General features: G+C 72.6%; 24 protein-coding genes. 14 read left to right on the plus strand and 10 right to left on the minus strand.

The window, feature by feature from the left end:
- Positions 1 to 128: 128 nt before the first annotated feature.
- From ACFY36_RS43565 to ACFY36_RS43590, 6 genes are read left to right on the plus strand one after another with little or no spacing between them, the layout of a single operon-like run.
- Entirely contained in the window at positions 129 to 698 is a 570-nt protein-coding gene (locus tag ACFY36_RS43565) for a sigma-70 family RNA polymerase sigma factor (protein WP_499751804.1), read from the plus strand.
- A gap of 13 nt (positions 699 to 711) precedes the next feature.
- Positions 712 to 1,509: an ABC transporter ATP-binding protein gene (locus tag ACFY36_RS43570; protein ID WP_499751805.1), complete on the plus strand. Its 798-nt coding sequence runs from the start codon at positions 712 to 714 to the stop codon at positions 1,507 to 1,509.
- 33 nt (positions 1,510 to 1,542) lie between these two features.
- A complete protein-coding gene (locus tag ACFY36_RS43575; RefSeq protein WP_499751806.1) occupies positions 1,543 to 2,292 on the plus strand; it encodes an alpha/beta hydrolase in 750 nt (249 codons plus the stop codon).
- Positions 2,289 to 3,221, plus strand: coding sequence for an NADP-dependent oxidoreductase (locus ACFY36_RS43580; protein ID WP_499751807.1), 933 nt, complete (start codon positions 2,289 to 2,291; stop codon positions 3,219 to 3,221). The genes ACFY36_RS43575 and ACFY36_RS43580 overlap by 4 nt, the downstream gene beginning before the upstream one ends.
- A gap of 10 nt (positions 3,222 to 3,231) precedes the next feature.
- The gene (locus tag ACFY36_RS43585) at positions 3,232 to 4,059 is read left to right on the plus strand and encodes a PfkB family carbohydrate kinase (RefSeq protein WP_499751808.1); all 828 of its coding nucleotides are present in this window, start codon (positions 3,232 to 3,234) and stop codon (positions 4,057 to 4,059) included.
- A 10-nt stretch (positions 4,060 to 4,069) separates the two neighbouring features.
- A complete protein-coding gene (locus tag ACFY36_RS43590; protein ID WP_499751809.1) occupies positions 4,070 to 4,507 on the plus strand; it encodes an OsmC family protein in 438 nt (145 codons plus the stop codon).
- A 35-nt stretch (positions 4,508 to 4,542) separates the two neighbouring features.
- On the opposite strand, the gene ACFY36_RS43595 is transcribed toward ACFY36_RS43590, so the two are convergent.
- The 3 genes from ACFY36_RS43595 to ACFY36_RS43605 all read right to left on the minus strand — a co-directional run bounded on the left by ACFY36_RS43595 (position 4,543) and on the right by ACFY36_RS43605 (position 7,099).
- The gene (locus ACFY36_RS43595) at positions 4,543 to 5,406 is read right to left on the minus strand and encodes a hypothetical protein (RefSeq protein ID WP_499751810.1); all 864 of its coding nucleotides are present in this window, start codon (positions 5,404 to 5,406) and stop codon (positions 4,543 to 4,545) included.
- A 408-nt stretch (positions 5,407 to 5,814) separates the two neighbouring features.
- Positions 5,815 to 6,294 (minus strand): hypothetical protein, encoded by a 480-nt coding sequence (locus tag ACFY36_RS43600; protein ID WP_499751811.1) that lies wholly within the window; start codon positions 6,292 to 6,294, stop codon positions 5,815 to 5,817.
- Between the two features lie 106 nt (positions 6,295 to 6,400).
- Positions 6,401 to 7,099: a nitroreductase gene (locus ACFY36_RS43605; RefSeq protein WP_499751812.1), complete on the minus strand. Its 699-nt coding sequence runs from the start codon at positions 7,097 to 7,099 to the stop codon at positions 6,401 to 6,403.
- 64 nt (positions 7,100 to 7,163) lie between these two features.
- Between ACFY36_RS43605 and ACFY36_RS43610 the strand changes: the two genes are divergently transcribed.
- Entirely contained in the window at positions 7,164 to 7,637 is a 474-nt protein-coding gene (locus ACFY36_RS43610) for a hypothetical protein (RefSeq protein WP_499751813.1), read from the plus strand.
- On the opposite strand, the gene ACFY36_RS43615 is transcribed toward ACFY36_RS43610, so the two are convergent.
- Positions 7,615 to 8,130: a GNAT family N-acetyltransferase gene (locus tag ACFY36_RS43615; RefSeq protein ID WP_499751814.1), complete on the minus strand. Its 516-nt coding sequence runs from the start codon at positions 8,128 to 8,130 to the stop codon at positions 7,615 to 7,617. The two genes, ACFY36_RS43610 and ACFY36_RS43615, sit on opposite strands and share 23 nt — an antisense overlap.
- Positions 8,131 to 8,168: 38 nt before the next feature.
- Between ACFY36_RS43615 and ACFY36_RS43620 the strand changes: the two genes are divergently transcribed.
- Entirely contained in the window at positions 8,169 to 9,155 is a 987-nt protein-coding gene (locus ACFY36_RS43620; RefSeq protein WP_499751815.1) for a hypothetical protein, read from the plus strand.
- Here the strand turns inward: ACFY36_RS43620 and ACFY36_RS43625 are convergent.
- The 3 genes from ACFY36_RS43625 to ACFY36_RS43635 form a co-directional block, all read right to left on the minus strand.
- On the minus strand, positions 9,131 to 9,925 hold the full coding sequence (locus tag ACFY36_RS43625; protein WP_499751816.1) for a glycosyltransferase family 2 protein: 795 nt from the start codon (positions 9,923 to 9,925) through the stop codon (positions 9,131 to 9,133). The two genes, ACFY36_RS43620 and ACFY36_RS43625, sit on opposite strands and share 25 nt — an antisense overlap.
- 81 nt (positions 9,926 to 10,006) lie before the next feature.
- Positions 10,007 to 10,417 (minus strand): hypothetical protein, encoded by a 411-nt coding sequence (locus tag ACFY36_RS43630; protein ID WP_499751817.1) that lies wholly within the window; start codon positions 10,415 to 10,417, stop codon positions 10,007 to 10,009.
- Positions 10,418 to 10,476: 59 nt separating this feature from the next.
- A complete protein-coding gene (locus ACFY36_RS43635) occupies positions 10,477 to 11,745 on the minus strand; it encodes an FAD-dependent oxidoreductase (protein WP_499751818.1) in 1,269 nt (422 codons plus the stop codon).
- An 89-nt stretch (positions 11,746 to 11,834) separates the two neighbouring features.
- Here ACFY36_RS43635 and ACFY36_RS43640 point away from each other — a divergent pair, with 89 nt between their 5' ends.
- The 4 genes from ACFY36_RS43640 to ACFY36_RS43655 all read left to right on the plus strand — a co-directional run bounded on the left by ACFY36_RS43640 (position 11,835) and on the right by ACFY36_RS43655 (position 16,951).
- Positions 11,835 to 12,290 (plus strand): VOC family protein, encoded by a 456-nt coding sequence (locus ACFY36_RS43640; RefSeq protein ID WP_499751819.1) that lies wholly within the window; start codon positions 11,835 to 11,837, stop codon positions 12,288 to 12,290.
- Positions 12,291 to 12,365: 75 nt separating this feature from the next.
- A complete protein-coding gene (locus tag ACFY36_RS43645; RefSeq protein ID WP_499751820.1) occupies positions 12,366 to 13,706 on the plus strand; it encodes a dihydrolipoyl dehydrogenase family protein in 1,341 nt (446 codons plus the stop codon).
- Position 13,707: 1 nt separating this feature from the next.
- The gene (locus tag ACFY36_RS43650) at positions 13,708 to 16,413 is read left to right on the plus strand and encodes a helix-turn-helix transcriptional regulator (RefSeq protein ID WP_499751821.1); all 2,706 of its coding nucleotides are present in this window, start codon (positions 13,708 to 13,710) and stop codon (positions 16,411 to 16,413) included.
- A 91-nt stretch (positions 16,414 to 16,504) separates the two neighbouring features.
- Entirely contained in the window at positions 16,505 to 16,951 is a 447-nt protein-coding gene (locus ACFY36_RS43655) for a VOC family protein (RefSeq protein ID WP_499751822.1), read from the plus strand.
- Here ACFY36_RS43655 and ACFY36_RS43660 read toward each other — a convergent pair.
- On the minus strand, positions 16,948 to 17,727 hold the full coding sequence (locus ACFY36_RS43660; RefSeq protein ID WP_499751823.1) for a DUF3152 domain-containing protein: 780 nt from the start codon (positions 17,725 to 17,727) through the stop codon (positions 16,948 to 16,950). The genes ACFY36_RS43655 and ACFY36_RS43660 overlap by 4 nt on opposite strands.
- A 150-nt stretch (positions 17,728 to 17,877) precedes the next feature.
- Between ACFY36_RS43660 and ACFY36_RS43665 the strand changes: the two genes are divergently transcribed.
- Positions 17,878 to 19,482, plus strand: coding sequence for a thiamine pyrophosphate-binding protein (locus tag ACFY36_RS43665; RefSeq protein WP_499751824.1), 1,605 nt, complete (start codon positions 17,878 to 17,880; stop codon positions 19,480 to 19,482).
- Here ACFY36_RS43665 and ACFY36_RS43670 read toward each other — a convergent pair.
- Positions 19,479 to 20,048 (minus strand): TetR/AcrR family transcriptional regulator, encoded by a 570-nt coding sequence (locus ACFY36_RS43670; RefSeq protein WP_499751825.1) that lies wholly within the window; start codon positions 20,046 to 20,048, stop codon positions 19,479 to 19,481. The genes ACFY36_RS43665 and ACFY36_RS43670 overlap by 4 nt on opposite strands.
- Positions 20,045 to 21,325 carry an alpha/beta hydrolase family protein gene (locus ACFY36_RS43675; protein WP_499751863.1) on the minus strand — a complete coding sequence of 427 codons (1,281 nt, stop codon included), beginning with the start codon at positions 21,323 to 21,325 and terminating at the stop codon, positions 20,045 to 20,047. Before ACFY36_RS43675 ends, ACFY36_RS43670 begins: the two co-directional genes overlap by 4 nt.
- 102 nt (positions 21,326 to 21,427) lie before the next feature.
- On the opposite strand from ACFY36_RS43675, the gene ACFY36_RS43680 reads away from it, so the two are divergent.
- Entirely contained in the window at positions 21,428 to 22,630 is a 1,203-nt protein-coding gene (locus tag ACFY36_RS43680; RefSeq protein WP_499751826.1) for a cytochrome c biogenesis protein DipZ, read from the plus strand.
- Positions 22,631 to 22,641: the final 11 nt, after the last annotated feature.

Here is a 22,641-nt window from a genome sequence, read left to right on the forward strand (position 1 = left end):
TGTCACGGGGCACCGGGGGTGGCCCCAGGGGCCACCAGTACGCCGACCAGGGTGCCGCACGGGTTCGCCGGGGGCCCCTGGACGGCGACGGTGGATACCGAGGCAATCAATCGCATTGGGGGCTTGACGTGGCAACGACGATCTTGGAAGCGGCTACACCGGCGCAGCGGCTCGGCGACGTGCACCGCGAGTACGGCCAGGTCCTGCTCGGATATCTCAACGGCTTCACCGCCGCCAGCCGGCAAAGCGCGGAGGACCTGCTCCAGGAGACCATGATCCGGGTCTGGCGTCACCTGGACGACCTGCCCACCGAGGCCGAGCACACCCGCCGCTGGCTGTTCATCGTGGCCCGCAACGTCGGCATCGACGCCATCCGCCGCACCCGGGTCCGCCCGGTCGGCGTCGAGCTGGTCGACGCGTTCCCGTCGGCCGGCATGGACGACATCACCGAGACCGTGGTGGCGATGGAGTCGCTGCGCTCGGCGATCGGCTCGCTGAGCCTGATGCACCAGCGCATCCTCACCGAGCTCTACTTCGAGGGCCGCTCCACCCGGGAGACCGCCCAGCGTCTCGGCGTGCCGGTCGGCACGGTCAAGTCCCGCGCCTTCTACGCGCTGCAGTCGCTGCGCCGCTCGATGGCCGGCCCGGACAACGAGCGCCCGCGCGGCGGCCGCCCGGCCAGCCGTCCCCGGCGCTAGTACTCTTCACCGCGTGATCGATAACGTCGTTAAGCTGCGGGACGTGCGGTTCCGCCGGCAGGGCAAGGAGATCCTGCACGGGATCGACCTGACGGTCCGCGCCGGCGAGCACTGGGCGCTGCTCGGGCCGAACGGCGCCGGCAAGAGCACGATCCTCGGCTTCTGCGGCGCGCAGACCCATCCCACGTCGGGCACGGTGGAGATCCTCGGGCACCGGCTGGGCCGGGTCGACATGCAGACGCTGCGCCGCAGCATCGGCCACGTCAACCCGCGCCACCCGCTGCGCTCGCCGCTGACCGTGCGCGAGGTCGTGCTGACCGGCCTCACCGGCTCGGTCGAGTCGCCCAACCGCTGGCGGCCCACCGGCGAGGAGCTCGCCCGCGGCGAGGCGCTGATCGCCCGCCTGGGCCTGGCCGCGATCGCGGACGAGCGCTGGCCCACCCTGTCGCAGGGCGAGCGGGGCCGGGCCCTGATCGCCCGGGCCCTGGTGATCCGGCCGCGGCTGCTGCTGCTCGACGAGCCCTCCACCGGGCTCGACGTGGCCGCCCGCGAGCAGCTCCTGGAGACCCTGGACGTGCTCTTCGAATCGCAGCCGGAGCTCGCCTCGGTCGTGGTCACCCACCACCTCGAAGAGCTGCCGACCACGACCAGCCACGCCCTGCTGCTGCGCGGCGGCAGCGTCGTCGCGGCCGGATCGGCCGTGGCCACCATCACGACGGAGAACGTCACGGCCGCCTTCGGCCACCCGATCAGCGTGGCCCACGAGGACGGCCGCTGGGCGGCCCGGGCCCGTGTGAGGCAGCCGACATGAACAGCGCGCCACCTGGGACGTTGCTAGTGGGATATGGAGCTGATCGACGCGCGTAGCCGCCTGTTGAGCCACGGCGGCCGCACCCCGCGTGCCGTCCTCCTGCTGCACGGCTACACCCTCGGCCCCGATCAGTACGACGACCTCGCGCGCGATTATTTCGAGCGCGGCTACAACGTCTGGGTTCCGCGGGCTCCCGGCCACGGCACGGCCGATCCGCTGGCGCATCACCGGGTGACGGTGGACGGTTTGTTGGCGTACGCCTCGGAATCGCTCGACATCGTGGCCGGCCTGGGCGACGAGGTGACCGTCGTCGGCATCTCCGGCGGCGCCGTGCTGGCCACCTGGCTCGCCCAGAACCGCGACACCGTCCGGCGTCTGCTGCTGCTCTCGCCGTTCTTCGGGCCGTCGAACGTGCCGGCCTGGGCGGTGCGGCCTCTGACTTTCCTGTACGGCCGGGGGCTGCTGCCCGACCGCATCACGTCGCGCGGCTACTCGCTGGCCGCCGTCACCCGTTACCTGACGATCGTGCACCGCCTGCCCGACCCGCCGCGGCGGACCCGCCTGCGCTCGATCGCGGTCGCCATCAGCGAGACCGACGGCGTGGTCGACCCGGTGGCGGCCGTCACCGTGCCCCGGCGCATCGCCGAGGCCTGCGGCCTGCGGTTGCTGACCTGGACCCTGCCGGCGTCGCTGGGCGTCGGCCACGACACCCTGGCGCTGACCGGCCCGGACGCGGCCGGCCTGCGTAAGCGTTACATCGAGCTTTCCGAGGGAAGGCCATGAGAGCGATCCGCTATTACCGGTACGGCGGGCCGGAGGTGCTGCGCTACGAGGTGGCGCCGCGCCCGGTCCCCGGTCCCGGCCAGGTGCTGGTCGAGGTGGCCGGCACGTCGTTCAACCCGGCCGACGCCGCCATCCGGTCCGGGTCGATGCGTTACTCGTACGCGGTGCGGCTCCCGCACATCCCCGGCTTCGACCTGTCCGGGTGGGTGGCCGCCCTCGGCCCGGGCGTGACCGGATATCGGGTGGGCGACCCGGTGATCGCCTATCTGCCGCCGGAGGCCGACGGCGCGACGGCGCAGCTGGCGGTGGTGCCGGCCGAGGCGCTCGCCCCGGCGCCGTCGAGCATCCCGCTGGCCGACGCGGCCGCCCTGCCGGTGGCCGGCCTGACCGCCTGGCAGGCCGTCCACGAGCACCTGCGCGTCGAGCCCGGCCAGCGCCTGCTCGTCAACGGCGCCGGCGGCGCGGTGGGCCGCCTGGCCGTGCAGTTCGCGAAGCTGGCCGGGACCACGGTGATCGGCCGGGCCGGCCCCGGAAGCGTCGGCGCCGCCCTGACGGCGGGAGCCGACCTGGTGATGGGCCGCGACCGGGGCGCGGTCGTCACCCCGATGGTCGACGCGGCCCTGAACGCGGCGGCGGCGGGCGGTGACGAGCTGACCGGCCTGGTCGCCCAGGTCCGTCCCGGCGGCCACCTGGTGTCGATCACGGGCGCGGCCCCGGCCGACCCCCGGCGCCGGGTCACCACGTCGGTGATGGCGGTGCGCCGGGACACCCGGCAGCTCGCCGAGATAGCCCGCCTGGTCGACAGCGACGGCGTGACCCCGGGGATAGCGGAACGGCTGCCGCTGACCGAGACGCCGCTGGTGCACCGCCGGTACGCCGCGGGCGAACTGCGCGGCAAGATCGTCCTGAGCCCGCCGCTCGCCGCGTGACAATCGGATGGTGACTGAGCGGATAGCGGTCTTCGGCCGGGCCAACGCCGACCTGACCGTCCGGGTGCCGCACAGGGCGTCGGAGGGCCGCACGGCCTTCGGCTCCCCGCTGAGCGTGACCCCCGGCGGCAAGGCGTTCAACCAGGCGTGCGCGGTGGCCCGCCTGGGCGGCCGGGCGGCCCTGGTGGCGAACGCGGGCGACGACGACTGGGGCCGCATGCTGGCCCGCACACTGGCGGAGTTCGGAGTGGACAGTACGGGCTTCCGGCTGCTGCCCGGCGTTCCGACCGGCGCCGCCATCATCGAGGTGACCCCCGACGGCGAGTCGTACGTCACGTTCGCCCGCTCACCGGCCACCGACCCGACCCCGTTCGACGCCGCCCAGGTGCACGCCGACGTCGTGGTGGCGCAGCTGGACGTGCCGGCGGCGGCGGTGCGGGCGCTGCCCCGCCCGAGGCTGCTGATCGGCAACCTCATCCCGGAGCCGGGGGTGGAGCTGGCGGCCCTGGACCTGTACGTGGTGAACGAGCACGAGGCGGCGGCCGTCCTGGGGACCACGAGGGTGGACGCGGGGGAGGCGGTGGAGGGCCTGCTCGACCTCGGAATCCCGGGTGTCGTCGTCACGGCCGGGGCGCGCGGGGCGACGTACGGCCAAAGAAGCGGAACCGGCGCGGTGAGCGCACCCCATGTGGAAGCCGTGGACTCGAGCGGGGCGGGCGATGCGTTCCTGGCCGCGCTCGCGGTGGAACTGAGCCGGGGACGCGCCCTGCCCGACGCGGTGGCCACGGCGGTGCGAGTGGGAGCACAGGCGGTCCAGAAGCGCGGCTCGTTGCTTTAGGTTTGTCGCCATGACGGACGACAAACTGCGATCGGTGAGCCTGAAGCGAAAGAGCCTGGGGCAGTACGAGGTACGGAACCCCCGCGGCGGCACCATCACCATCGGAACGGGGGACGGGGCGGATTTCACGCCGGTGGAGCTGTTGCTGGCGGCGCTGGGCGGTTGCACGGGCGCGGACGTCGACTACATCACCAGCAAGCGGGCGGAGCCGGAGAGCTTCGAGGTCCAGGTCACCGGCGAGAAGGTCAAGGACGAGGCGGGCGGCAACCGCCTGGTCAACTTGGCCATCGAGCTGGGCGTCGTCTTCCCGGAGGGCGCGGAGGGCGACGCGGCCCGGGAGATGCTGCCCCGAGCGGCGCGAATGTCCCACGACCGCTTGTGCACGGTCTCCCGCACGGTCGAGCTGGGCACCCAGGTCGACACCCGCGTCACGCCCCAGCAGACGTGACCGTACGCAGGGTGCTCGCCCCCTGGTTTCGCGGTTCAACCGGCGCGGTTCAGGTCGGTGACGAGGGCGCGGAGCCAGGGCTGGGACAGGGTGGGCTCGCGGCCGATAGCGCGGGCCAGGGCCCGTCGTCCGGGTGCGCTGCGACCGTACGTCACCACTGCGGCGGCTTCGGCGAGGGCTTGGCGGGTTTGTTCGCCTCGCCGGGGTCCGGGCGCGTCGGCCAGCCATTGGCCGGGTCGGAACGTGCGGGTCAGCTTGGTCTGGTGATCGCCGAAGTACGACCACACCACAGGGGGCAGGGACACATTCGTCACCGCGCGAGCGGGTAGCTGCCGGGTCCAAGCCGCCTGTTGCTGCCACCGGTAGGTGTTGGGGCTGGTCTTCGTCCGGCTGGTCACGCCGACGAACCGTAGTTTTCGCCGGATGACCGGCCACGCCTCGTGCTCATCGCCGATCCAGGCCCGCAGCAAGTCGAACAGTTCGGTGAAGGTCGAGCCGTGGTGGACCACGTCCACGAACGTTATCGGTCGCTGACGGCGCGCGAGGCCGTGGGGCGTCACGCCGGCACCGCTCACGAGCCGACGTGCTTGTGCCTGCTCGGCGGGGGTCAGCGGGCGCCGCCGCCACCGTCGCCACGACCCGGCACCGGACCGCTGAAACGACAGCGGCAGCCGGCCCACCTGCCGTTCCTCACGGCAGTTCGCCAGCGCGCCGCTGAGCAGGTCGAACATCGAGTCCAACGACCTGCCGACGAAGACGAGATCGCCGTTCCCACTGCGGGCGAGTACCTTTCCGGCGCATGTGACCAGGTCGTCGAGGAACCAAAGGTCCGGCGCCGTGGTGCCGCTGAGCAGCGAGCCGAGCTGATCGGGAGTCACCAGGTTCCAGCGGAAGGGCACACTTTGTTCGTCCGCGGGCACACTCGATTATGCAGCTCCGGGTGGCTGTTGATCACAGGGGAGTCAACAGCCAGCGAGCAAAGCAACCGGAGGGGCCGAGTTCGGTGTAGGACCAGGCTTCGACCCGGTACCTCGCGCCGCCGGCTGGAAGGCGGAGTCCCGTGTCGTTGTCCCGGGAAGGTGGCCCGTGTTCCGCGGTGCCGCCGCTTCGTCCCCGAGCGGGATGCTGATCTCCTCCGGGCTCAGGCCCACGATGCGATCGAAGTACTCGTCCTCGGTGAAGCCGAGCCAAAGGTGCCGAATGCCGAAGTCAGCGGCGAGGTATGGCTCACCGTTGGTCCAGAGCCGGCCGATGTGCGTCCAACGTCGTTCCACGACACGAGTATCCGAGATGACTGACCGTCAGCGTCAGCAGTTGGCCTCGGCGTGTGGACCGGAATCGGTGTCCTCGGCGAAAGGAATGCCGGTGAACTCGGTGATGACGATGCGGCAGGTGACAGTGGCGCCGGCCTGCGTGCTGGTGGTTCTGGCAGTCAGGGTTACGGCGTTGGCTCCGATGTGCGGGGGCGCCTGCACGGTCGTCTTCCACGGCGCCGTCACCCGGGTGTGGGTGGTCGTGCCGCTCGCGTCGGGGGAGTAGGTGACGTCGACCTGGCCGGTGCCGGTGACCTCGAAAGTGAGCGGCAGCGGGTCGTCGTTGATGCGGATCGGCTCGCCGTAGATCCTGATCGTGTCGCCGTTGATGCGGAAGGTGGTCGGCGCGATGCTGATGGTCGGGGGCTGCGGGGTTTCGGCGGCGCTCGGCCACGTGTCGACGGCGTGGTAGGCGACCGCGCCCACCATGGCGGCGACCACCGCCACGAGGGCCACTTCGATCTGACGGCGCATCGGTGCTCCTGACGCATGAAATCGATCGTGAGCATGATGGCGCATGGTCAGCGCCCAGGGCCAGCAATGCGAGAGCCCGAGGTGTCGCTCTGGTTGGCGCCGGCACTCACGGACGAAGCCACTCGACGAATGTGACTGTTTCTTGCAGGGGCGCCCGGCCTGTCATCACCTGCGGTGCGCCCTCTTGTTCGTATCCCACCGAGACGCCGCACAAGAGCGATAGGCCGTCGGCGGCTCCGGTCGCTTGGCTGACCGTCCTTCGGTACATCGTCCACATCACCTGCGGGCAGCTGTGCAAGCCCTCCGCCCTGAGCAGCAGCATGAGCGTCTGCAGGTACATCCCGGCGTCGGCCCACTGGCCGGGGCCCATCGTCCGGTCCACGTAGCAGAACAGCACGACCGGTGCTCCGAACGCTCCCGTGTTCAGGGCGGCGATCTTCATGGGCCGGTCCGGGTCGTCGCGGTCGATTCCCAGCGCGAGGTAGCGCTGGGACGCGGCGTCATAAAAGCGGTTGGAGTACGGCGGGACCAGTTCCGCCGGGTACATCGGGTACTCCCGTTCGTCGCCCGGATCGCGTGCCAGCGCCCGTGCGGTCGCCCGTTCCTTCAGGTCGGCCAGAGCCTCGCCCGTCACGACGTACAAACGCCAAGGTTGAAGGTTTCCGCTCGACGGCGCCCGCGCCGCCGCGGCCAGCACTCGCTCGAGCGCCTCCCGGGGCACCGGCCGATCGCTGAACGCCCGCACCGACCGGCGGCTGCTGACCGCTTCGTACACGTCCACCGGCTCCTCCTCCTCGCTCGCCAACCTGTCGCGCTTCTGCGATCATCGTCGACCGGCGCTTCCCGCGGACAGTCGATCGGGGCGAGACATGATCACCGGATACGACAGGGTTGTCATCGCCCGCGCGCCGGCCGGTGACGCCGTACGGGCCATGGTGGACCTCGTCCATCTCACCTGGCCCAGCATGCTGGTCGGACTGGACGGGCCACTTCTGCCCTGGGCCCGAGTGCGTGGCGGGGTGCAACCTGGGGCCGGGGAGGTTCTTGTCGCCCGTGATGCCGCGATGGACCATCACTGGGATGAAGCCGGCTACTCGCTCATGGACGACGGCGAGGGACCGTTCGCCGTGTTCTATCAACCCGCGGCCCAGCCGGCGATCGCGATACGCGTCGATGAGGAGCCGTACGAGCGCTCGGGCTTCCGCTTCGATCCGTACCCGGCAAGCTTGATAACCGCCGGGCTTTCGCTCGTCACGCTTGTGACTCCCGACGAGGACAGCCCATTCAGCCGTCGTCTGGCGGGCCTGCTCGACCAAGCGCTCATCGAACAGGCACGGCGGTGAAACCCATCCGTTCGTAGAGCCGCCGCGCGACCGGATCGTCGGTACCGAGCACCACCAGGTCGGCGCCGAGTTCGGCGGCGGCCTCGAGCAGGGCCTCGGTGGCGATCCGCCCGTAGCCTCGCCCTCGGTGCGGCGCCAGGGTGGTCACTCCGGCGATCTCGGTGACTCCCGCGCAGACGGGCAGGACCATCCCGGCCGCCACCGGTTGTCCGCCGGCCCGCACGGTGACCGCGCGGGCGCACTCCAGCTCGTACCGGAACGCCTCGGCCTGGTCGTCGCCGACCGGCTTCGCCGCCGGGTCGAACCCCTGCTCGTTGACGTCGAGGTTCTCCCGGATGAGCGCCACCGGTGACGTGTGGTCCACCGGCTCCACCTCGACGTCCGCCGGCCGTGGCGCCGGCGGGGACGCCGGCACGGCGAGCGCCAACAGGCCGCTGAGCTCGCCACCGTGATGACGGCGGTAGGCCAGGGCCCTGTCTCGTCTGTCTTCCATGGCAACAGCATGCGCCCCGCCGGTCCATAATGGTCGGCGTGATCGATCTGATCGGTAAGGCCTCCCGTCCTCGGCTCTGGCTTGTTCTGCTGGCGGACTGCGCGCTCGTGATCGGTCTCGGGGTGGCGACCGGCGCGGGACGGGGGCTGCGGTCGCCCGTGGTGCTCGCCGTGGTGGCCGCGTTCGTCGTGCTGGCCGCGGTGGTCACGGGTGCGGAGATTCGCCGGCGGGGGCGTCAGCAGCTGGCGGCGTACGAGGAACTTCACGCGCGCGGCAAGGACGGCGACGGGGCCGGCCAGCGGCCCTGGGGCCTGCCGGACCGGCTGGGGCCGGCGGAGCTCGGACGTCTGGCCGGCGGAGACCGCGCCGCGCTGCTGGGCGTGATCGCCTGGCTGCGGGCGGCGGGGGCGCTCGCCACCCACCCGCGGCACCGCGAGCGGCAGGTCGCCCCGGCCTCCCCGCCGTACTTCGAGGACCGGCTGGCCGCCACCCTGGTCCGCGTCGCGGCCGGACCGGACAACCTGTACCTGCCGGGCCTGTCGCCGCTGCGGCACAGTGGGCCGCAGCGGCCGGCGGAGGTCGACCGGGAGCTGACCGCCCTGAGCGGACGGCTGACGGCCCAGGGCCTGCTGCGCGACATCGACGTCCGCGACGAGTTCACCCCACGCCCGTGGCACAGCCCGTGGCCGGTTGTGGTCGTCGCGCTGGGCCTGGTGGCGGCGCCTCTGGTCCTGCTGGCCGACGGCGGGCTCGCCGCGGCCGCGGTTCTGGTGACGGTCGCCGGAATGCTGACCTGGGCGGGTCGTCCGATCAGGCTTCCCGAGGACCGGGGCGCGGTGTCGCCGGACGGCGCGTGGGTCCTCGCGGAGGCCCGGCGCCGGCACCGGCGTTCGGCGGACGATCCGCGCGCGGTCGGCGTGACCGTCGCCCTGTTCGGTGACGACGCGCTGGAGGACACCGATCCGGAGCTGCACGACATCGTACGAAGCAGAGGGTTTTATCAGTTCGCCGCTGATGACGGGTAGTCGGCGGGGCGGTGGTAGCGCTGCCAGAGGAATGACAGGTGCCGCAATCCGTCACGTACCGGCCGGAGTTTCGAACGGCCCTGGCGCGGGAGGTATTTTATGGGGATCTCGACCCACCTCGCGCCGGTCCGCTGAATTTCGAGAAGCATTTCGTGGGCGAATTCCATGCCGGGTGACCGCAGATTCATTTTTTGCAGCCTGTCGGCCGAAATGGCCCACATTCCGCTTTGCCCGTCGCTCCACGCGATGCCGCCGACGTGCCGGAGGAGCGCCGTCAAGGCGGGATTTCCGATATATCTGCGCGCGAATGTCATGGCCTGCGGTGAGGTGCCGGCCGAAAATCGGGAGCCGCGCGCGTAGTCCACGTGTCCGGACAGGACCGGAGCGACGAGGTGGCCGATGTCGTCGCAACTGTAGGAGCCGTCCGCGTCCATGACGACCAGCACTCTTCCGCTGGCCGCCGCCGCTGCCGTGAGCACGGATATGCCATATCCGCGCACCGGCTGCAGCACCACCCGGGCTCCCGCCGACCGCGCCAGGTCGGCCGATCCGTCGTGCGAGCCGTTGTCGCACACGACCACCTCGCCCCGGAGTCGCAGCCGCTCCAGGGTGGCCAGTGAATGCCGGACCACCTCTCCGACCGACGGACGCTCATTGAGACAGGGAAGAGGGCGAGAACGGCGGGCGCCGGCTGATTCCGGCGAGGCTCCGGGCGGTGCGGGTGTCGATATCACCGCCGACGCGCGAACGGGCCCGTTCCTGGCCGCCATGAGCCTCGTTCTCTCCTTGGGGCCGCCCGTTCCCCCTCAGATGAAACCCACTGGGCCGTCGACCGCGGGCAGCCACAATTTCTACAAGTACGAGCGGATCGTCGAAGGCCGCGCGCTGCTGCTCCTGTCGCTTCCTTTCTTCTTCTTCGGGATCCTCACGACGCTGTTCGTGCTCGACAAGAAGGACTCGAACGCCGCGCTGGATTTCTCGTGGCCGCTCGCGCTGGGTGGCGCGGCGATCGTCTTCGTCGTCACCTTCGCGGCCTGCAACGACCGTGCGCGGATCGAGTCGCTCGGGTCCGAGGCCGCGGGTGATGCCCGGGTGTTCTCGAAGCTCGCGGTCAGCCTTTCGATCGCGGCCGGGCTGACCTTCGCCGTTTCCGGTGCGCGTGGCGTCGTGCTGCCGGCGGCCCTGCTGACGGTGGCCGCCGGCGCGGCCGGGTGGTCGGGATGGGTGCTCCGGGCGAGGAGGAACGACAGCAGCCGGGCCACGCAGGCCAAGCGAGCGCTGGACAGTCTTCCTCCCCTTCTCGTTCCCGGCTTCTCTACGGCTACGCGGGCCTCACCGCTCGTGACTTCTGGAGGAACAATCCGCCGGCGGTCAGGTAGCCGTCGGGGCGTACCAGCTGGTTCGGGTCCTCGGGCAGGGGCACCGGGCGGCCGGCGTGCAGAAGGGCGAACGTCGAGGCCGGCGCGCGGACAGCCGAAGGGTAGGCCACCGAGAGCCCACTGACCTGTTCGGCCAGGCGGCGGTTGATGTCGGGCTGGGCGACCATCGTGTCCACGGCCGACCGCAGCGCCGCACCCTCCGGGGTGACGGCCGTGAGCAGGACGGTCTGGGCCTGCGTGTCCGCGGCCACCGCCTCCGACACCGGGCGGCGCTCGGCCTCGTACGTGTCCAGGAACGATGGAGGGGCCTCGCCCCGGATCACCGCGGCCAGTTTCCAGCCCAGGTTCATCGCGTCCTGGATGCCCGTGTTCAGGCCTACGCCGCCGGTGGGGAAGTGGATGTGGGCCGCGTCGCCGGCCAGCAGCAGGCGGCCTTCCCGGTAGGACGAGGCCATCCGGGTGGCGTTGCCGAAACGGGACAGCCAGAACGCCTCGCGCAGGCCGCAGTCGCCGCCCGTCACGCGGATCAGGAAGTCGCGCAGGTCGTCCACCGGGAACGGGGCCGCCGTGTCCTGGTGGAGCGGGTCGTAGCCGGCCACCCGGAAGCGGCCACCGGGGGCGGGGGCCACGATCAGCGAGCCGGCCGGGCCGACCACCGACAAGCCGGGCGGTGGCGGGTCGTCCAGCACCGCGTCCGCCACGAACGCGACCACGCTGCTGTCCGTGCCGGGGAAACCGATCCCGGCCGCCTTGCGGACGGCCGAACCGCCGCCGTCGCAGCCCACCACGTAGCGGGCCGGGACGCCGTCGACGGCCACGTGGTCGTCGAAGGGCCGCACTGATGCGACCTCGTGACCGCGCACGATCCGTACTCCCAGCCGCACGGCGTGCTCCTCCAGCAGGGCCTCCGTCCGGGTCTGCGGAACGGCCAGCATGAACGGGTACGGGGTGTCCAGCACGGCCAGGTTCAGCCGGCTGCGCAGGAAGCCCCAGTGCCAGGTGGGCAGCGGATGCCCCGCCTTGATCAGCGGCTCGGCCACCCCGCGCATGGCCAGCACCTCCAAGGTGCGCGCGTGCACCCCCATCGCCTTGGAGAACTCCGCGGGCGTCCAGCGCCGCTCCAGCACCGTGACCGACAGGCCCGCCAGGGCCAGTTCCGCCGACAGCCACAGCCCGGTGGGCCCGGCGCCGACGATGATGACGTCTTCCATGACCGGAACCACGCGCGACCGGGCCCAGTGTTCAATGCCAGGGACCGCGACTGGGGCGAGACCAGTGGAGCGGCGGCGACGCTGGGGTCATGGCTGATTTCAAGATCGAGGTCGTGGTCCTGCCCGTCTCGGACGTCGAGGTGTCCACGGAGTTCTTCGCCGGCCTGGGCTGGCGCCAGGACACCGACTACACCGGCGCCGACGGCCTGCGGCTGGTGGCCTTCACCCCGCCCCGGTCGGCGGCGTCGATCATGCTGGGCAACGCCATCACCCAGGAGGCGCCCGGCACCTCGCAGAGCATCACGCTGGTCACCTCCGACATCTACGAGGCCCGCGACGAGCTGGCCGGCAAGGGTGTCGACGTGAGTGACGTCTTCCACGACAAGGGCGGTGTCTTCCACCACGCCGGCACCGCCGACCGGGTGCCGGGAGCGCACCCGGAGCGCAAGTCGTACAGCTCCTGGTTCTCCTTCGCCGACCCCGACGGGAACCTGTTCTTCGTGCAGGAGGTCACCACACGGCATCCGGGCCGCAGCTGGGACTAGGGCGGACCCTGGTCCCCGGGCACCAGGGTCCGCCACGGGGGCCCGCCGGGGGTCCCCGTATACGAAGATCTGTGTATGCAGAGTTTCGACGTGGTGGTGGTCGGCGCGGGTCCCGGCGGCGAGGTGGCCGCCGGGAAACTGGCCGAGGCGGGTCTGAGCGTGGCGATCGTGGAGGGCGACAAGGTCGGCGGGGAGTGCTCGTTCTACGCGTGCATCCCGTCCAAGGCGCTGCTGCGGCCGGGTGAGCTGCTGGCCGAGGCGCGCGCCACCGCGGGCGTGGTCGCCGGGCCGCTCGACGTGCCCGCCGTGCTGGCCAACCGGGACGAGCTCATCGGCCACCTCGACGACGGCTATCAGGTGCCCTGGCTCACCGAGCGGGGCATCACGCTGATCCGGGGCTGGGGCAGGCTCGCGGGGGAGAAGCGGGTCGCGGTCGGCGACGACATCATCGAGGCCCGCCGGGCCGTGATCCTGGCCGGTGGCACCCGCGCGGCGCTGCCGGACATCGAGGGCCTGGCCGGGGCCCGGCCGTGGACCAACCGGGAGGCGACGACGGCCGGGGCGGTTCCCGCCTCGCTGATCGTCATCGGGGGCGGTGTGGTCGGGGCCGAGCTGACCCAGGCGTACTCCTCGCTGGGCTCGCGGGTCACGGTGATCGTCGGCGACCACGGCCTGCTGCCCCGGGAGGAGCCTTTCGCGGGGGAGCAGGTCGGGGCGTACCTGCGCAAGCAGGGGGTTGAGATCCATGAGAAAGCAACAGCAGTTTCCGTACGCCGTGACGACAGCGGCGTGACTGTCAAGCTCAGCGACGGCGGCTCGGTACGGGCCGACGAGATCCTCGTGGCGACCGGCCGGACGCCCCAGACGCGCGACCTCGGGCTGGAGACGGACGGCTACATCGCCGTCGACGACCGCATGCGGGTGCCGGGACGCGACTGGCTCTACGTGATCGGCGACCTGAACGGCAAGGCGCTGTTCACCCACATGGCCAAATATCAGGCCGGCATCGCCGCCGGGGAGATCCTGGGCCGCAGCATCGTCACCGAGCACCTGGCCGACGGCCCGAACTCGCCCCGGGTCATCTTCACCGAACCCCAGGTGGCCGCGGTCGGCTACACGGCGAAGGCGGCGGAGAAGGCCGGCCTGACCGTCCGCGTGGTCGACGTGGAGACCGACGGCAACGCGGGCGGCCGGTTCTCCGGCGGCGCCGGCGGCACCAGCCGGTTCGTCATCGACACCGACCGCGACGTGCTGGTCGGCGTGACCATCACCGGCGCCGCCGTGGCCGACTTCCTGCAGGCCGCCACCATCGCCGTCGTCGGCGAGGTGCCGCTGCGGAGGCTGCGGCACGCGATCCCGGCCTTCCCCACCCGCAGCGAGATCTGGCTCAACCTGTTCAACGCCCTGGGCATCTGAGATGGAGACGCTTCTGCGCGGGCGGCGCCGCGAACAGGAGGAGCTCGACCGGCTGCTGCGTGACGTCCGGTCCGGGCGGAGCCGGGTCCTCGTCCTGCGCGGCGAGGCCGGCGCCGGCAAGACGGCGCTGCTGGACTATCTGGCCGAGGCGGCCACGGGCGAGCGGGTCGCCCGCACGGCCGGGGTCGAGCCGGAGACCGAGATCGCCTACTCGGGGCTCCAGCAGCTGTGCGCGCCGCTGATGAACTATCTCGGCCGGCTTCCCGACCCGCAGCGGCAGGCCCTGGAGACCGGCTTCGGGCTGGCCGGCGGCGACCCACCGGACGCGCTGATCGTCGGCCTGGCCGTGCTCGGCCTGTTCGCCGAGGCCGGCGCCGACCAGCCGCTGCTCTGCGTGGTCGACGACGTGCAGTGGCTCGACCGGATGTCCGAGGTGATCCTGACCTTCGTGGCCCGCCGGCTCGACGCCGAGTCGGTGGCGCTGGTCTTCGGCGCCCGCAGCCCCGGCGACGAGCAGATCCTCGGCGGGCTGCCCGATCTGCGGGTCGAAGGGCTGCCCGACGCCGACGCCCGGGCCCTGCTCGACTCGGTGCTGCCGAGCCGGGTCGACGCCCGGGTCCGCGACCGCATCGTGGCCGAGACCCGCGGCAACCCCCTGGCCCTGCTGGAGCTGCCCCGCGGGCTGAGCCCGGCCGAGCTCGCCTTCGGATTCGGCGCGCACGGCGGCGCCCCCATCGCCGGCCGGGTCGAGGCCGGCTTCGAGCGGCGCATCGCCGCCCTGCCCGGCGACACCCGCACCGTGCTGCTGGCCGCCGCGGTCGAGCCGATCGGCGACGTGCCGCTGCTGTGGCGCGCCCTCGACCGGCTCGGTGTCGGGGTCGGCGCGGCCGGACCGGCCGAGACCGCCGGCCTGGTCGAGATCGGCACCCGGGTGCGGTTCCGGCACCCGCTCGTGCGCTCGGCCGCCTGGCGGTCGGCGCCCCTGGCCGACCTGCGCCGGGTGCACGCGGCGCTGGCCGAGGTCACCGACCCGCACCAGGAGCCCGACCGGCGGGCCTGGCACCGCGCCCACGCCGCGGTCGGCCCCGACGAGGAGGTCGCGGCCGAGCTCGAGCGGTCGGCCGGCCGGGCGCTGGCCCGCGGCGGCCGGTCGGCCGCCGCGGCCTTCCTGGAGCGCGCGGCCCAGCTGACCCCCGAACCGAAACCCCGGGCCGGCCGGGCCCTGGCCGCGGCCTGGGCCCAGTTCGCGGCCGGCGCCCCGGCCATGGTGCCCGAGCTGCTGGCCGCGGCCGAGCTGGGACCGCTCGACCCGCTCCAGCGGGCCGACGTCGAGGTGCTGCGCTCACAGCTGGCCTTCGCCCTCAACCCGGGCCGTTCGGCGGTCGAGCCGCTGCTGAGCGCGGCCCGGAAGCTGTCCGGCCTCGACCAGGTGGCCGCGAGCCGCACCTATTTCGCCGCGGCCGGCGCGGCCGTGCACGCCGGGCGCCTCGGCGGCGACGACCTGCGCCGGGTCGCGGCCGAGGCCCGCACGGTGCCGGCCGACGAGAGCCCCGTCGGGCTGCTGCTGACCGGGATGACCAGCTGGGCCCTGGACGGCCCGGTCCCGGCGATCCCGCTGATCGCCCGCGCGGTCGCCGCCTTCGTCGACGACGAGGATCTCGGTTCACTGTGGATGGTTGTGCCGGCGCTGAACGAGACCCGCGACGACGAGGCGTTCCACCGGCTCACCGAACGCGCGGCCACGCTCGTCCGCGACGGCCGCCTGGCCATCTCGGGCCGGCCGGCCGCGCTGACCTTCCGGGCCGGCGCGCTGCTGCACGCCGGGCGGTTCGCCGACGCGTCCGTGCTGGTCGACGAGGCCAAGGCGTTCCATCAGGCGACCGGCATGTACGCGCCGCCGGGCGCCGAGCTCTCCCTGATCGTCTACCGCGAGACCGAGGACGAGGCGCGGGCCATGCTCGACGCGACCGGCGAGGCCGCGGCGGAGCGGCGCGAGGGCCGGGTGCTCGACCACGTCGCGTACCACCGGGCCCTGCTGAACAACCAGCACGGCCGGTATCAGGCCGCGGTGACCGCCGCGCAGTCGGCGCTGGAGCACCCCAACTTCGGCATCCACCGCTGGGTGCTCAACGAGCTCGTCGAGGCGGCCGCCCGCTCCGGTGACGTCGCCACGGCCGCCGCGACCCGCGACCGCATCGCCGAGCTGACCGCGGCCAACCCGACGGCGTGGGCGCGGGGCGAGCTGGCCCTGGCCAACGCCCTGGTCGAGCCGGAGGACGAGCAATTCCGCGAGGCGCTGCGACTTCTGCCGGCGTCGCGGCTCGGGCTCGAGGTGGCCCGGGTGCGATTGCTGTACGGCGAGTGGTTGCGCCGCGAGAACCGCCGCACCGACGCCCGCGTCCAGCTGCGGGCCGCCCACGAGGCCTTCACCACGATGGGCGCGGTCGCCTTCGCCGAGCGCGCCGGCCGGGAGCTGACCGCGACCGGCGAGACGGTCCGGTCCCGTACGGCGGGCGCCGCCCCGGACTCGCTGACCGGCCAGGAGTCGCAGATCGCGCGGCTGGCCGTGGCCGGGCGCACCAACCCGGAGATCGGCGCCGTGCTCTTCCTGAGCCCGCGCACGGTCGAATGGCACCTGCGGAAGATCTTCACCAAGCTCGGCATCACGTCCCGGAGGGAGCTGGCCAAGGCGCTCGGCGACCGGTGACTTACGGGGGACACCCAGGGTGTCACCCTGGGGCGACCGGGGCGCTCCGCGCGGCATGGTGGGAACCGATTCCACACCAAGGGAGTGCACGATGGTGGACTACCAGCTCGAGCTGATCGTTCTGCCGGTCACCGACGTCGACCGGTCCAAGGCGTTCTTCAAGCAGATCGGATTCCGCGAGGACCTCGACTACATCGACGGGGAGGACTTCCGGGTCGTGCACTTCACGCCGCCCGGCTCGCAGTGCTCGATCGTGGTGGGCCTCGGCATCGGCACGGCCGCGCCGGGCACGGTGGAGAACATCCACCTGACCGTGAAGGACATCGAGGAGGCCCGGGCCGACCTGATCGGCCGCGGCGTCGAGGTCAGCGAGATCTTCCACGACGAGGACGGGGTGTTCCACCACGCCGGCACCGACAAGCGGGTGCTGGGGCTCTACCCGGGACGGGCCTCGTACGGCTCGTTCGCCTCGTTCACCGACCCGGACGGCAACGGCTTCCTCCTCCAGGAGGTCACCGAGCGCTACCCCGGCCGTTAGGACAGCCGTCCCTCGTCCCGGCCGGGCGGCTGGTCGTCGTACTGACCGGAGCGCCCGTGGTAGGGCTTCGTTCCCGAGGGATAGGGCCACGCGTTGGGCCGGCAGCCGTGCATGCCCAGGGTCTGCTGCTGCATCACCGGCGCCGGCCGTCCCGGGCCCGGGCAGAGCTCGTGGCCGTGACCGAGCCGGTGGCCGACCTCGTGGTTGACCATGTACTGCCGGTAGACGCCCAGCCCGGCGGCGTAGCCGGGGACGCCCTTGACCCAGCGGGCGACGTTGAGCACCACGGCGTCGTCGTTGCGGCACGACGTGTAGCCGTCGGCGACGTCACCGCACAGCCGGTCGCGGGTGTCCGGCGTCGCCAGGAAGATCGTGAAGTCGTACGGCTGACCCGGGCCGACCCTCTGCAGCCGCAGGCTGCCGCCGCCGATCCAGCTCCGGCGGTCGGCGAGGATGCCGGTGATCGCCTCGGCGAAGGCCGGCGTGGACAGGTTCCGGATGTCGGTCTCGACCGCGACCCGATAGCGCAGCAGCCGCCCGCCCGTGCCCGCCGCCGGACTGTCCTGCCCGGCCGCGACGAACCACTTCGCGGCGCCGCGCGCGGGATAGGTGACGAGCTTCTGTTTCGGTGGCAGAGCGCCGGGCGCCGTCGCCGGGGCCGGGGCCTCCGTGGTGTGGACGGTCGCCACGACGGGCGTGTCCGACGTTCCGCACGCCGCGACGGAGGCGCAGAGCAACCCCGTGCAGAGCACCCTCATGATGGCCCACCGGTACATCTTTGTCCCCTTTCCGCCGCATGAGCCTGCCCTATGTGACGGCGGGGACCTGTGGCCGAGGTTGCAGAGCATGAGACTCGACACAGGACGGATCTTGAACACGAAAGGGGCTTATCCGTCGGGGAGGGCGGTGAGAAGGGAAGTTTCGAGATGAAGTTGCACGCCGCGCTCGCACGCGCCCTCGCCGCTCATCAGGTCGGCACCATGTTCGGCCTGATCGGCGACGCGAACCTGTTCATGGTGCACAGCTTCGTGCACGAGTACGACGGGAAGTACATCGGCGCCGCCCACGAAGCGGGCGCCATGTTCATGGGCTTCGGATACGCCGACCTGACCGGCCGGCCGGGCGTCGTCACGGTCACACACGGACCGGCGCTGACCAACACCCTGACCGGGCTGGTCGAGGGCGTCCGGGGCCGGGCCCCGATGCTGCTGATCGCCGGTGACACGGCCACCGGGAGCCGGGGGAACATCCAGGACATCGCCCAGCGCGACGTGGTCCTGCCCACCGGCGCCGGTTTCGAGCAGGCCCGCACCCCGCAGAGCACGCTGGACGACCTGGCCGTCGCGCTGCGCCGGGCCGTCGTGGAGCGCCGGCCGATCGTGCTCAACGTGCCGTCGGACTTCATGCTGGCCGACGTCGACTATCGCGAGGTCCCGCTGCGCCTGCCCATGGAGCAGCGCCCGTTCCCCGACCCGGTGGCGGTGGCCGAGGCGGCGGCCCGCCTGGCCGCCGCGAAACGCCCGGTCGTGCTGGCCGGCCGCGGCGCCCGGCACGCCCGCGACGCCGTGCTGCGCCTGGCCGACCGGATCGGCGCCCCGGTCGCGACCACGCTCAAGGCCCGCGACCTGTTCCGGGGCGAGCCGTTCGCGCTGGGCATCGCGGGCAGCCTCGGCGGCCCGGCCGGTCAGGAGATCATCGACTCGGCCGACCTGATCGTGAGCCTGGGGGCCGGGCTCAACTCGTACACCACCCGCCGTGGCTCCTTGTTCTCCGGCGGGAGGGTGATCGCGGTGGACACCCGCCTCGACGCGGTTCCGGCCGAAGCCGGAACGATCGTCGCCGGAGACGCGGGCGCGGTGGCGAACGCCCTGGTCGACGCCCTGGACCTTCGGGGTACGCCGGCACGGGCGTTCCGGACGCCGGAGATGGCCGCCGCCCTCGCCGCCCAGGACGAGCCCGGCGAGCGCCCGCGGGTCGCGCCCGGCACGGTCGACGCCGCGACCGCGCTGCGCCGCCTCGACGAGGTGCTGCCGGAGCGCCGCGTGGTGGTCAGCGACGGCGGCCGCTTCATGATGGAGTCGCTGCGGCACCTGCACACCGAGCCGGGCCACTTCGTGCTCCCGGCCAACTTCGGCTCGATCGGCCTCGGCATGGGCGCGGCCGTCGGCGCCGCGGCGGCCGATCCGGCCCGCACGGTGGTGATGGTGGCCGGCGACGGCGGCTTCATGCACGGCGGCGTGGCCGAGTTCGCCACCGCCGTCCGCGAGCGCCAGGACATGATCGTCGTGGTCTGCAACGACGGTGGTTACGGCGCCGAGCACATCCAGTTCACCCGCCGCGGCCTGGACCCGTCGCTGTCGCTGTTCGCCTGGCCCGACCTGGCCGCGGTCGCCACGGCCGCGGGCGGCGAGGGCTTCACGGTGCGCGACGAGGACGATCTCGACCACGTGGCCAAGGTGATCGCCGACCGCCGCGGCCCGCTCCTGATCGATCTGCGCCTCGACGTCGAGCACATCACCCCGATGCCCTAACGGGTCAACGGCGCGACGGCGGCCTCCAGGGCGGTCTCGAGATAGGCGACGCGGCCCGTCGAGCGGAGCATGACGACGCCGCCCTGGACCGCCGTGAGAATGATGCGGGCCCGATCCTGTGGGTCGCCGGCCCGCATCGCCGTCGCGCCGCGGGCCAGGGCGGCCTCCCACGTGTCGTAGAGGGCCGAGATCACGAGCCGGGCCTGCGGGGAGGTCTTGCCCAGCTCGGCCGTGAGCACCCCGAGCGGGCAGCGGTCGCCCAGCTCGGCGTAGTGGCGCAGCACGGCGTCCTGCCACCCCCGCCACGACTCGGCCGTGCCGAGGTCGTCCAGCCACGGCTGCTGCGCCTCGATGACCTGCGCCGCCTCGTGCTCGGCGACCGCCACCAGCAGCCCGTCCCGCCCCTCGGGGAAGTAGTGGAAGAGCTGGCTCTTGCTGGTCGCGGTGGCGCCCCGGACGTCGTCCAGGCTCGTCTCGGAGGCCCCGCGCTCACGGATGAGCCCGGCCGCGGCCTCGACGATGCGCTGCCGGGTGGCGGCGCCCTTGGCGGTAAGACCTCTGTTCACTTCACCATGATGCCGCGCGTGAGCCGGGTCAGGTCATCGGCGGACCGGCCGCGCAGCGCGAAGTCGAGGAACGCGGCGCAGGTCTCGGTGGTCATCCGTACGCTCCCGGCCCGGCCGAGGGAGCCCACCAGGGACGGCACGGGCGGCAGGAAGAGCGGAGCGTCGGTGAACGTGAGGTGGGCGCTGCCGGGCACCGTGACCAGATAGCCGGGCCCTGAACCGCCCTTCAGGATCTTCGACAGCAGAGCGACGTAGTCCGCGTCGGCCTGGTCCTTGATCTCGTGCGTGAGGGCGAGGACCGGCTGGCGCAGCGGGCCCTGCCCGGTGTCGGGGCCGCCGTCGAGGTTGATGACGGCGGAGAACCGCGGGTCGCGCTCGGCGGCGCGCATGGCCGCCGCCCCGCCGATGGAGTGCCCGGTCGCGGCCGCCCGTGTGGTGTCGGCCTGGCCCAGCTCGCCGAGCCGGGTGAGGGCGAAGCTGAGGTCGGCGGCCCGCGCCGCGATCCAGCCGGCGCGGTCGCCGTCGGCGGTGATCCGGGTCCGGAGGACGCGGCCATCGTCGAGGACGACGGCGGCCGAGTCGTACGGATGGTCGACCCCCGCCACGACGTAGCCGCGACTGGCCAGATCCTCGGCCCACGCGGTGTTCTGGGTACGGACGCCGCCGAGGCCGGGGGAGAACAGCACGACCGGGAAGCGGCCGGCGGCCGGGGCCGCGCCGAACGTCGCGTGGCTGTGGGCGCGGGCCGGCCCGTCGAGCAGGAAGGCGGGCGCACCGAGATAGGCGGCCTCGGCGGCGGCGACGGTGTCCGCCTCCTGCCGGGTGCGGCCGAGGTACTGCGCGCCGGGGCCGGCCGCCTGCGCCGGATACCAGAGTTGGACGACGACGGCGCGGCGGGCCCGCGCGGGATCGGACCACTGCGTCACCGTGGTGCCGACGGCGGACGCCCCGGTGGGCTCCGGGAACTCCGGCACGGGCAGCGCCCAGGCCGCGCCCGCGCCCACGGCGATCAGGGCCAGGCACACAGCGGAGGCCGGCAACACGAGCCGCCGCCGGGCCCGCCGCCCGCTGCGCCGGTGCAGCAGCCACCCCGCCCCGACGAGCAGATCGGCCGCCAGCACCGGCAGAAGCTGCCAGGGCGGCGCGGGCAGCGTCAAGGCCGCTCCGGCCGCCACCACACCCACAGCGGTGAGAGCGGCCGGGCGGCGGGCCGCGGCCGGCAACCACCGGCTCAGGACCAGGACCATCGAACCCAGCACGGCGAACAGTTCCCCCATGGACACGCCAGGATCGTTCTAGGTGCGCGCTGTGAAGCCGCTGAGATATAACGCCGGTCACAGCTGTGAGATCGCGCGGGGCGGGGCCCGTCGTAGGCGGGTGTGGACGTCGCTCTCGTACTGATCGGCCTTGTCGGTGGAGTGATCACCGCGCTGTCGCCGTGCATCCTGCCGGTGCTCCCGGTGATCTTCCTGTCCGGCGCGGACCAGAACCGCCGGCCCTATCCGGTGGTGGCCGGGCTGGTGACCAGCTTCAGCCTGCTCACGCTGCTCGGGGCGGTGCTGCTGGCGGCCCTGCCGATCCCGCCCGGGGCGATCCGCTGGGCCGGGCTGGTGGCGCTGGTGCTGCTCGGCATCGGGCTGATCGTGCCCCGGTTCGAGGCGATCCTGGAGGCGCCGTTCGCCCGGCTGCCGCAGCGGACGGTCGGCCAGGATCGCGGCGGCTTCGTGCTCGGGCTGGTGCTGGGCACCGTCTACGTGCCGTGCGCGGGGCCGGTCCTGGCCGCCATCACGGTCGCCGGGGCCACGGGCAAGGTCGGCGCCGGTACGATCGCGCTGGCCGTGGGCTTCGCGGTGGGCACCGGGGTCACGCTGATGATCTTCGCGCTGGCCGGGCGGGCCGTCACCGCCCGGGTCGCCGCCTTCCGCCGCCGCCAGCGGGCGATCCGGGTCGCCTCCGGCGTGGCGGTGGTGCTGCTGGCGGTGGGCCTGACCTTCAACGTGAACCTGCCGAACTACGGGACCGCGCTGAACCACGAGATCCAGCGGCTGCTGCCGGCGCACGTGCCGACCGACTCGGACGCCCCGCCGGTGCTCGCCTCCTGCGTCAGCCAGGCGCTCTACACCGCGCCGTCGGACCAGGCCGAGGACTGCGGGCCGGCGCCGGCCCTGACCGGCATCACGAACTGGGTCGGCGACCCGGTCACCCTGGCCCAGCTGCGCGGGAAGGTCGTCCTGGTCGACTTCTGGACCTTCGACTGCGTCAACTGCCGGCATGTCATCCCGCACATCGAGGACTGGTACGCCAAGTACCACAGCCAGGGCCTCGAGGTGATCGGCGTGCACACCCCCGAGTACAGCTTCGAGCACGAGCTGGCCGGAGTGCGAAAGGCCGTGAGCAAGTACGGCATCAAATATCCGGTCGCCGTCGACAACGACTACAAGACCTGGCAGGCGTACGGGGTCCAGGCCTGGCCCTCGCTCTTCCTGGTCGACGCGATGGGTCAGGTCCGGCACATCGCGGTCGGCGAAGGTGGCTACGACGAGACCGAGAGCCTCATCCGCGAGCTGCTCACCACACCCTGAGAGGAAGACCT

This window comes from Actinoplanes sp. NPDC000266, assembly GCF_042899005.1.
Lineage (GTDB): Bacteria > Actinomycetota > Actinomycetes > Mycobacteriales > Micromonosporaceae > Actinoplanes.

What these genes read in the sequence shown, in the direction of transcription:
- ACFY36_RS43575 (WP_499751806.1), top strand. Translation starts at nt 1,543, where the DNA reads ATGGAGCTGATCGACGCGCGTAGCCGCCTGTTGAGCCACGGCGGCCGC.
- ACFY36_RS43580 (WP_499751807.1), top strand. Translation starts at nt 2,289, where the DNA reads ATGAGAGCGATCCGCTATTACCGGTACGGCGGGCCGGAGGTGCTGCGC.
- ACFY36_RS43615 (WP_499751814.1), bottom strand. Translation starts at nt 8,130, where the DNA reads ATGGAAGACAGACGAGACAGGGCCCTGGCCTACCGCCGTCATCACGGT.
- ACFY36_RS43635 (WP_499751818.1), bottom strand. Translation starts at nt 11,745, where the DNA reads ATGGAAGACGTCATCATCGTCGGCGCCGGGCCCACCGGGCTGTGGCTG.
- ACFY36_RS43650 (WP_499751821.1), top strand. Translation starts at nt 13,708, where the DNA reads ATGGAGACGCTTCTGCGCGGGCGGCGCCGCGAACAGGAGGAGCTCGAC.
- ACFY36_RS43665 (WP_499751824.1), top strand. Translation starts at nt 17,878, where the DNA reads ATGAAGTTGCACGCCGCGCTCGCACGCGCCCTCGCCGCTCATCAGGTC.
- ACFY36_RS43675 (WP_499751863.1), bottom strand. Translation starts at nt 21,325, where the DNA reads ATGGGGGAACTGTTCGCCGTGCTGGGTTCGATGGTCCTGGTCCTGAGC.
- ACFY36_RS43660 (WP_499751823.1), bottom strand. Translation starts at nt 17,727, where the DNA reads ATGTACCGGTGGGCCATCATGAGGGTGCTCTGCACGGGGTTGCTCTGC.
- ACFY36_RS43625 (WP_499751816.1), bottom strand. Translation starts at nt 9,925, where the DNA reads ATGGCGGCCAGGAACGGGCCCGTTCGCGCGTCGGCGGTGATATCGACA.
- ACFY36_RS43655 (WP_499751822.1), top strand. Translation starts at nt 16,505, where the DNA reads ATGGTGGACTACCAGCTCGAGCTGATCGTTCTGCCGGTCACCGACGTC.
- ACFY36_RS43600 (WP_499751811.1), bottom strand. Translation starts at nt 6,294, where the DNA reads ATGCGCCGTCAGATCGAAGTGGCCCTCGTGGCGGTGGTCGCCGCCATG.
- ACFY36_RS43590 (WP_499751809.1), top strand. Translation starts at nt 4,070, where the DNA reads ATGACGGACGACAAACTGCGATCGGTGAGCCTGAAGCGAAAGAGCCTG.
- ACFY36_RS43645 (WP_499751820.1), top strand. Translation starts at nt 12,366, where the DNA reads ATGCAGAGTTTCGACGTGGTGGTGGTCGGCGCGGGTCCCGGCGGCGAG.
- ACFY36_RS43610 (WP_499751813.1), top strand. Translation starts at nt 7,164, where the DNA reads ATGATCACCGGATACGACAGGGTTGTCATCGCCCGCGCGCCGGCCGGT.
- ACFY36_RS43640 (WP_499751819.1), top strand. Translation starts at nt 11,835, where the DNA reads ATGGCTGATTTCAAGATCGAGGTCGTGGTCCTGCCCGTCTCGGACGTC.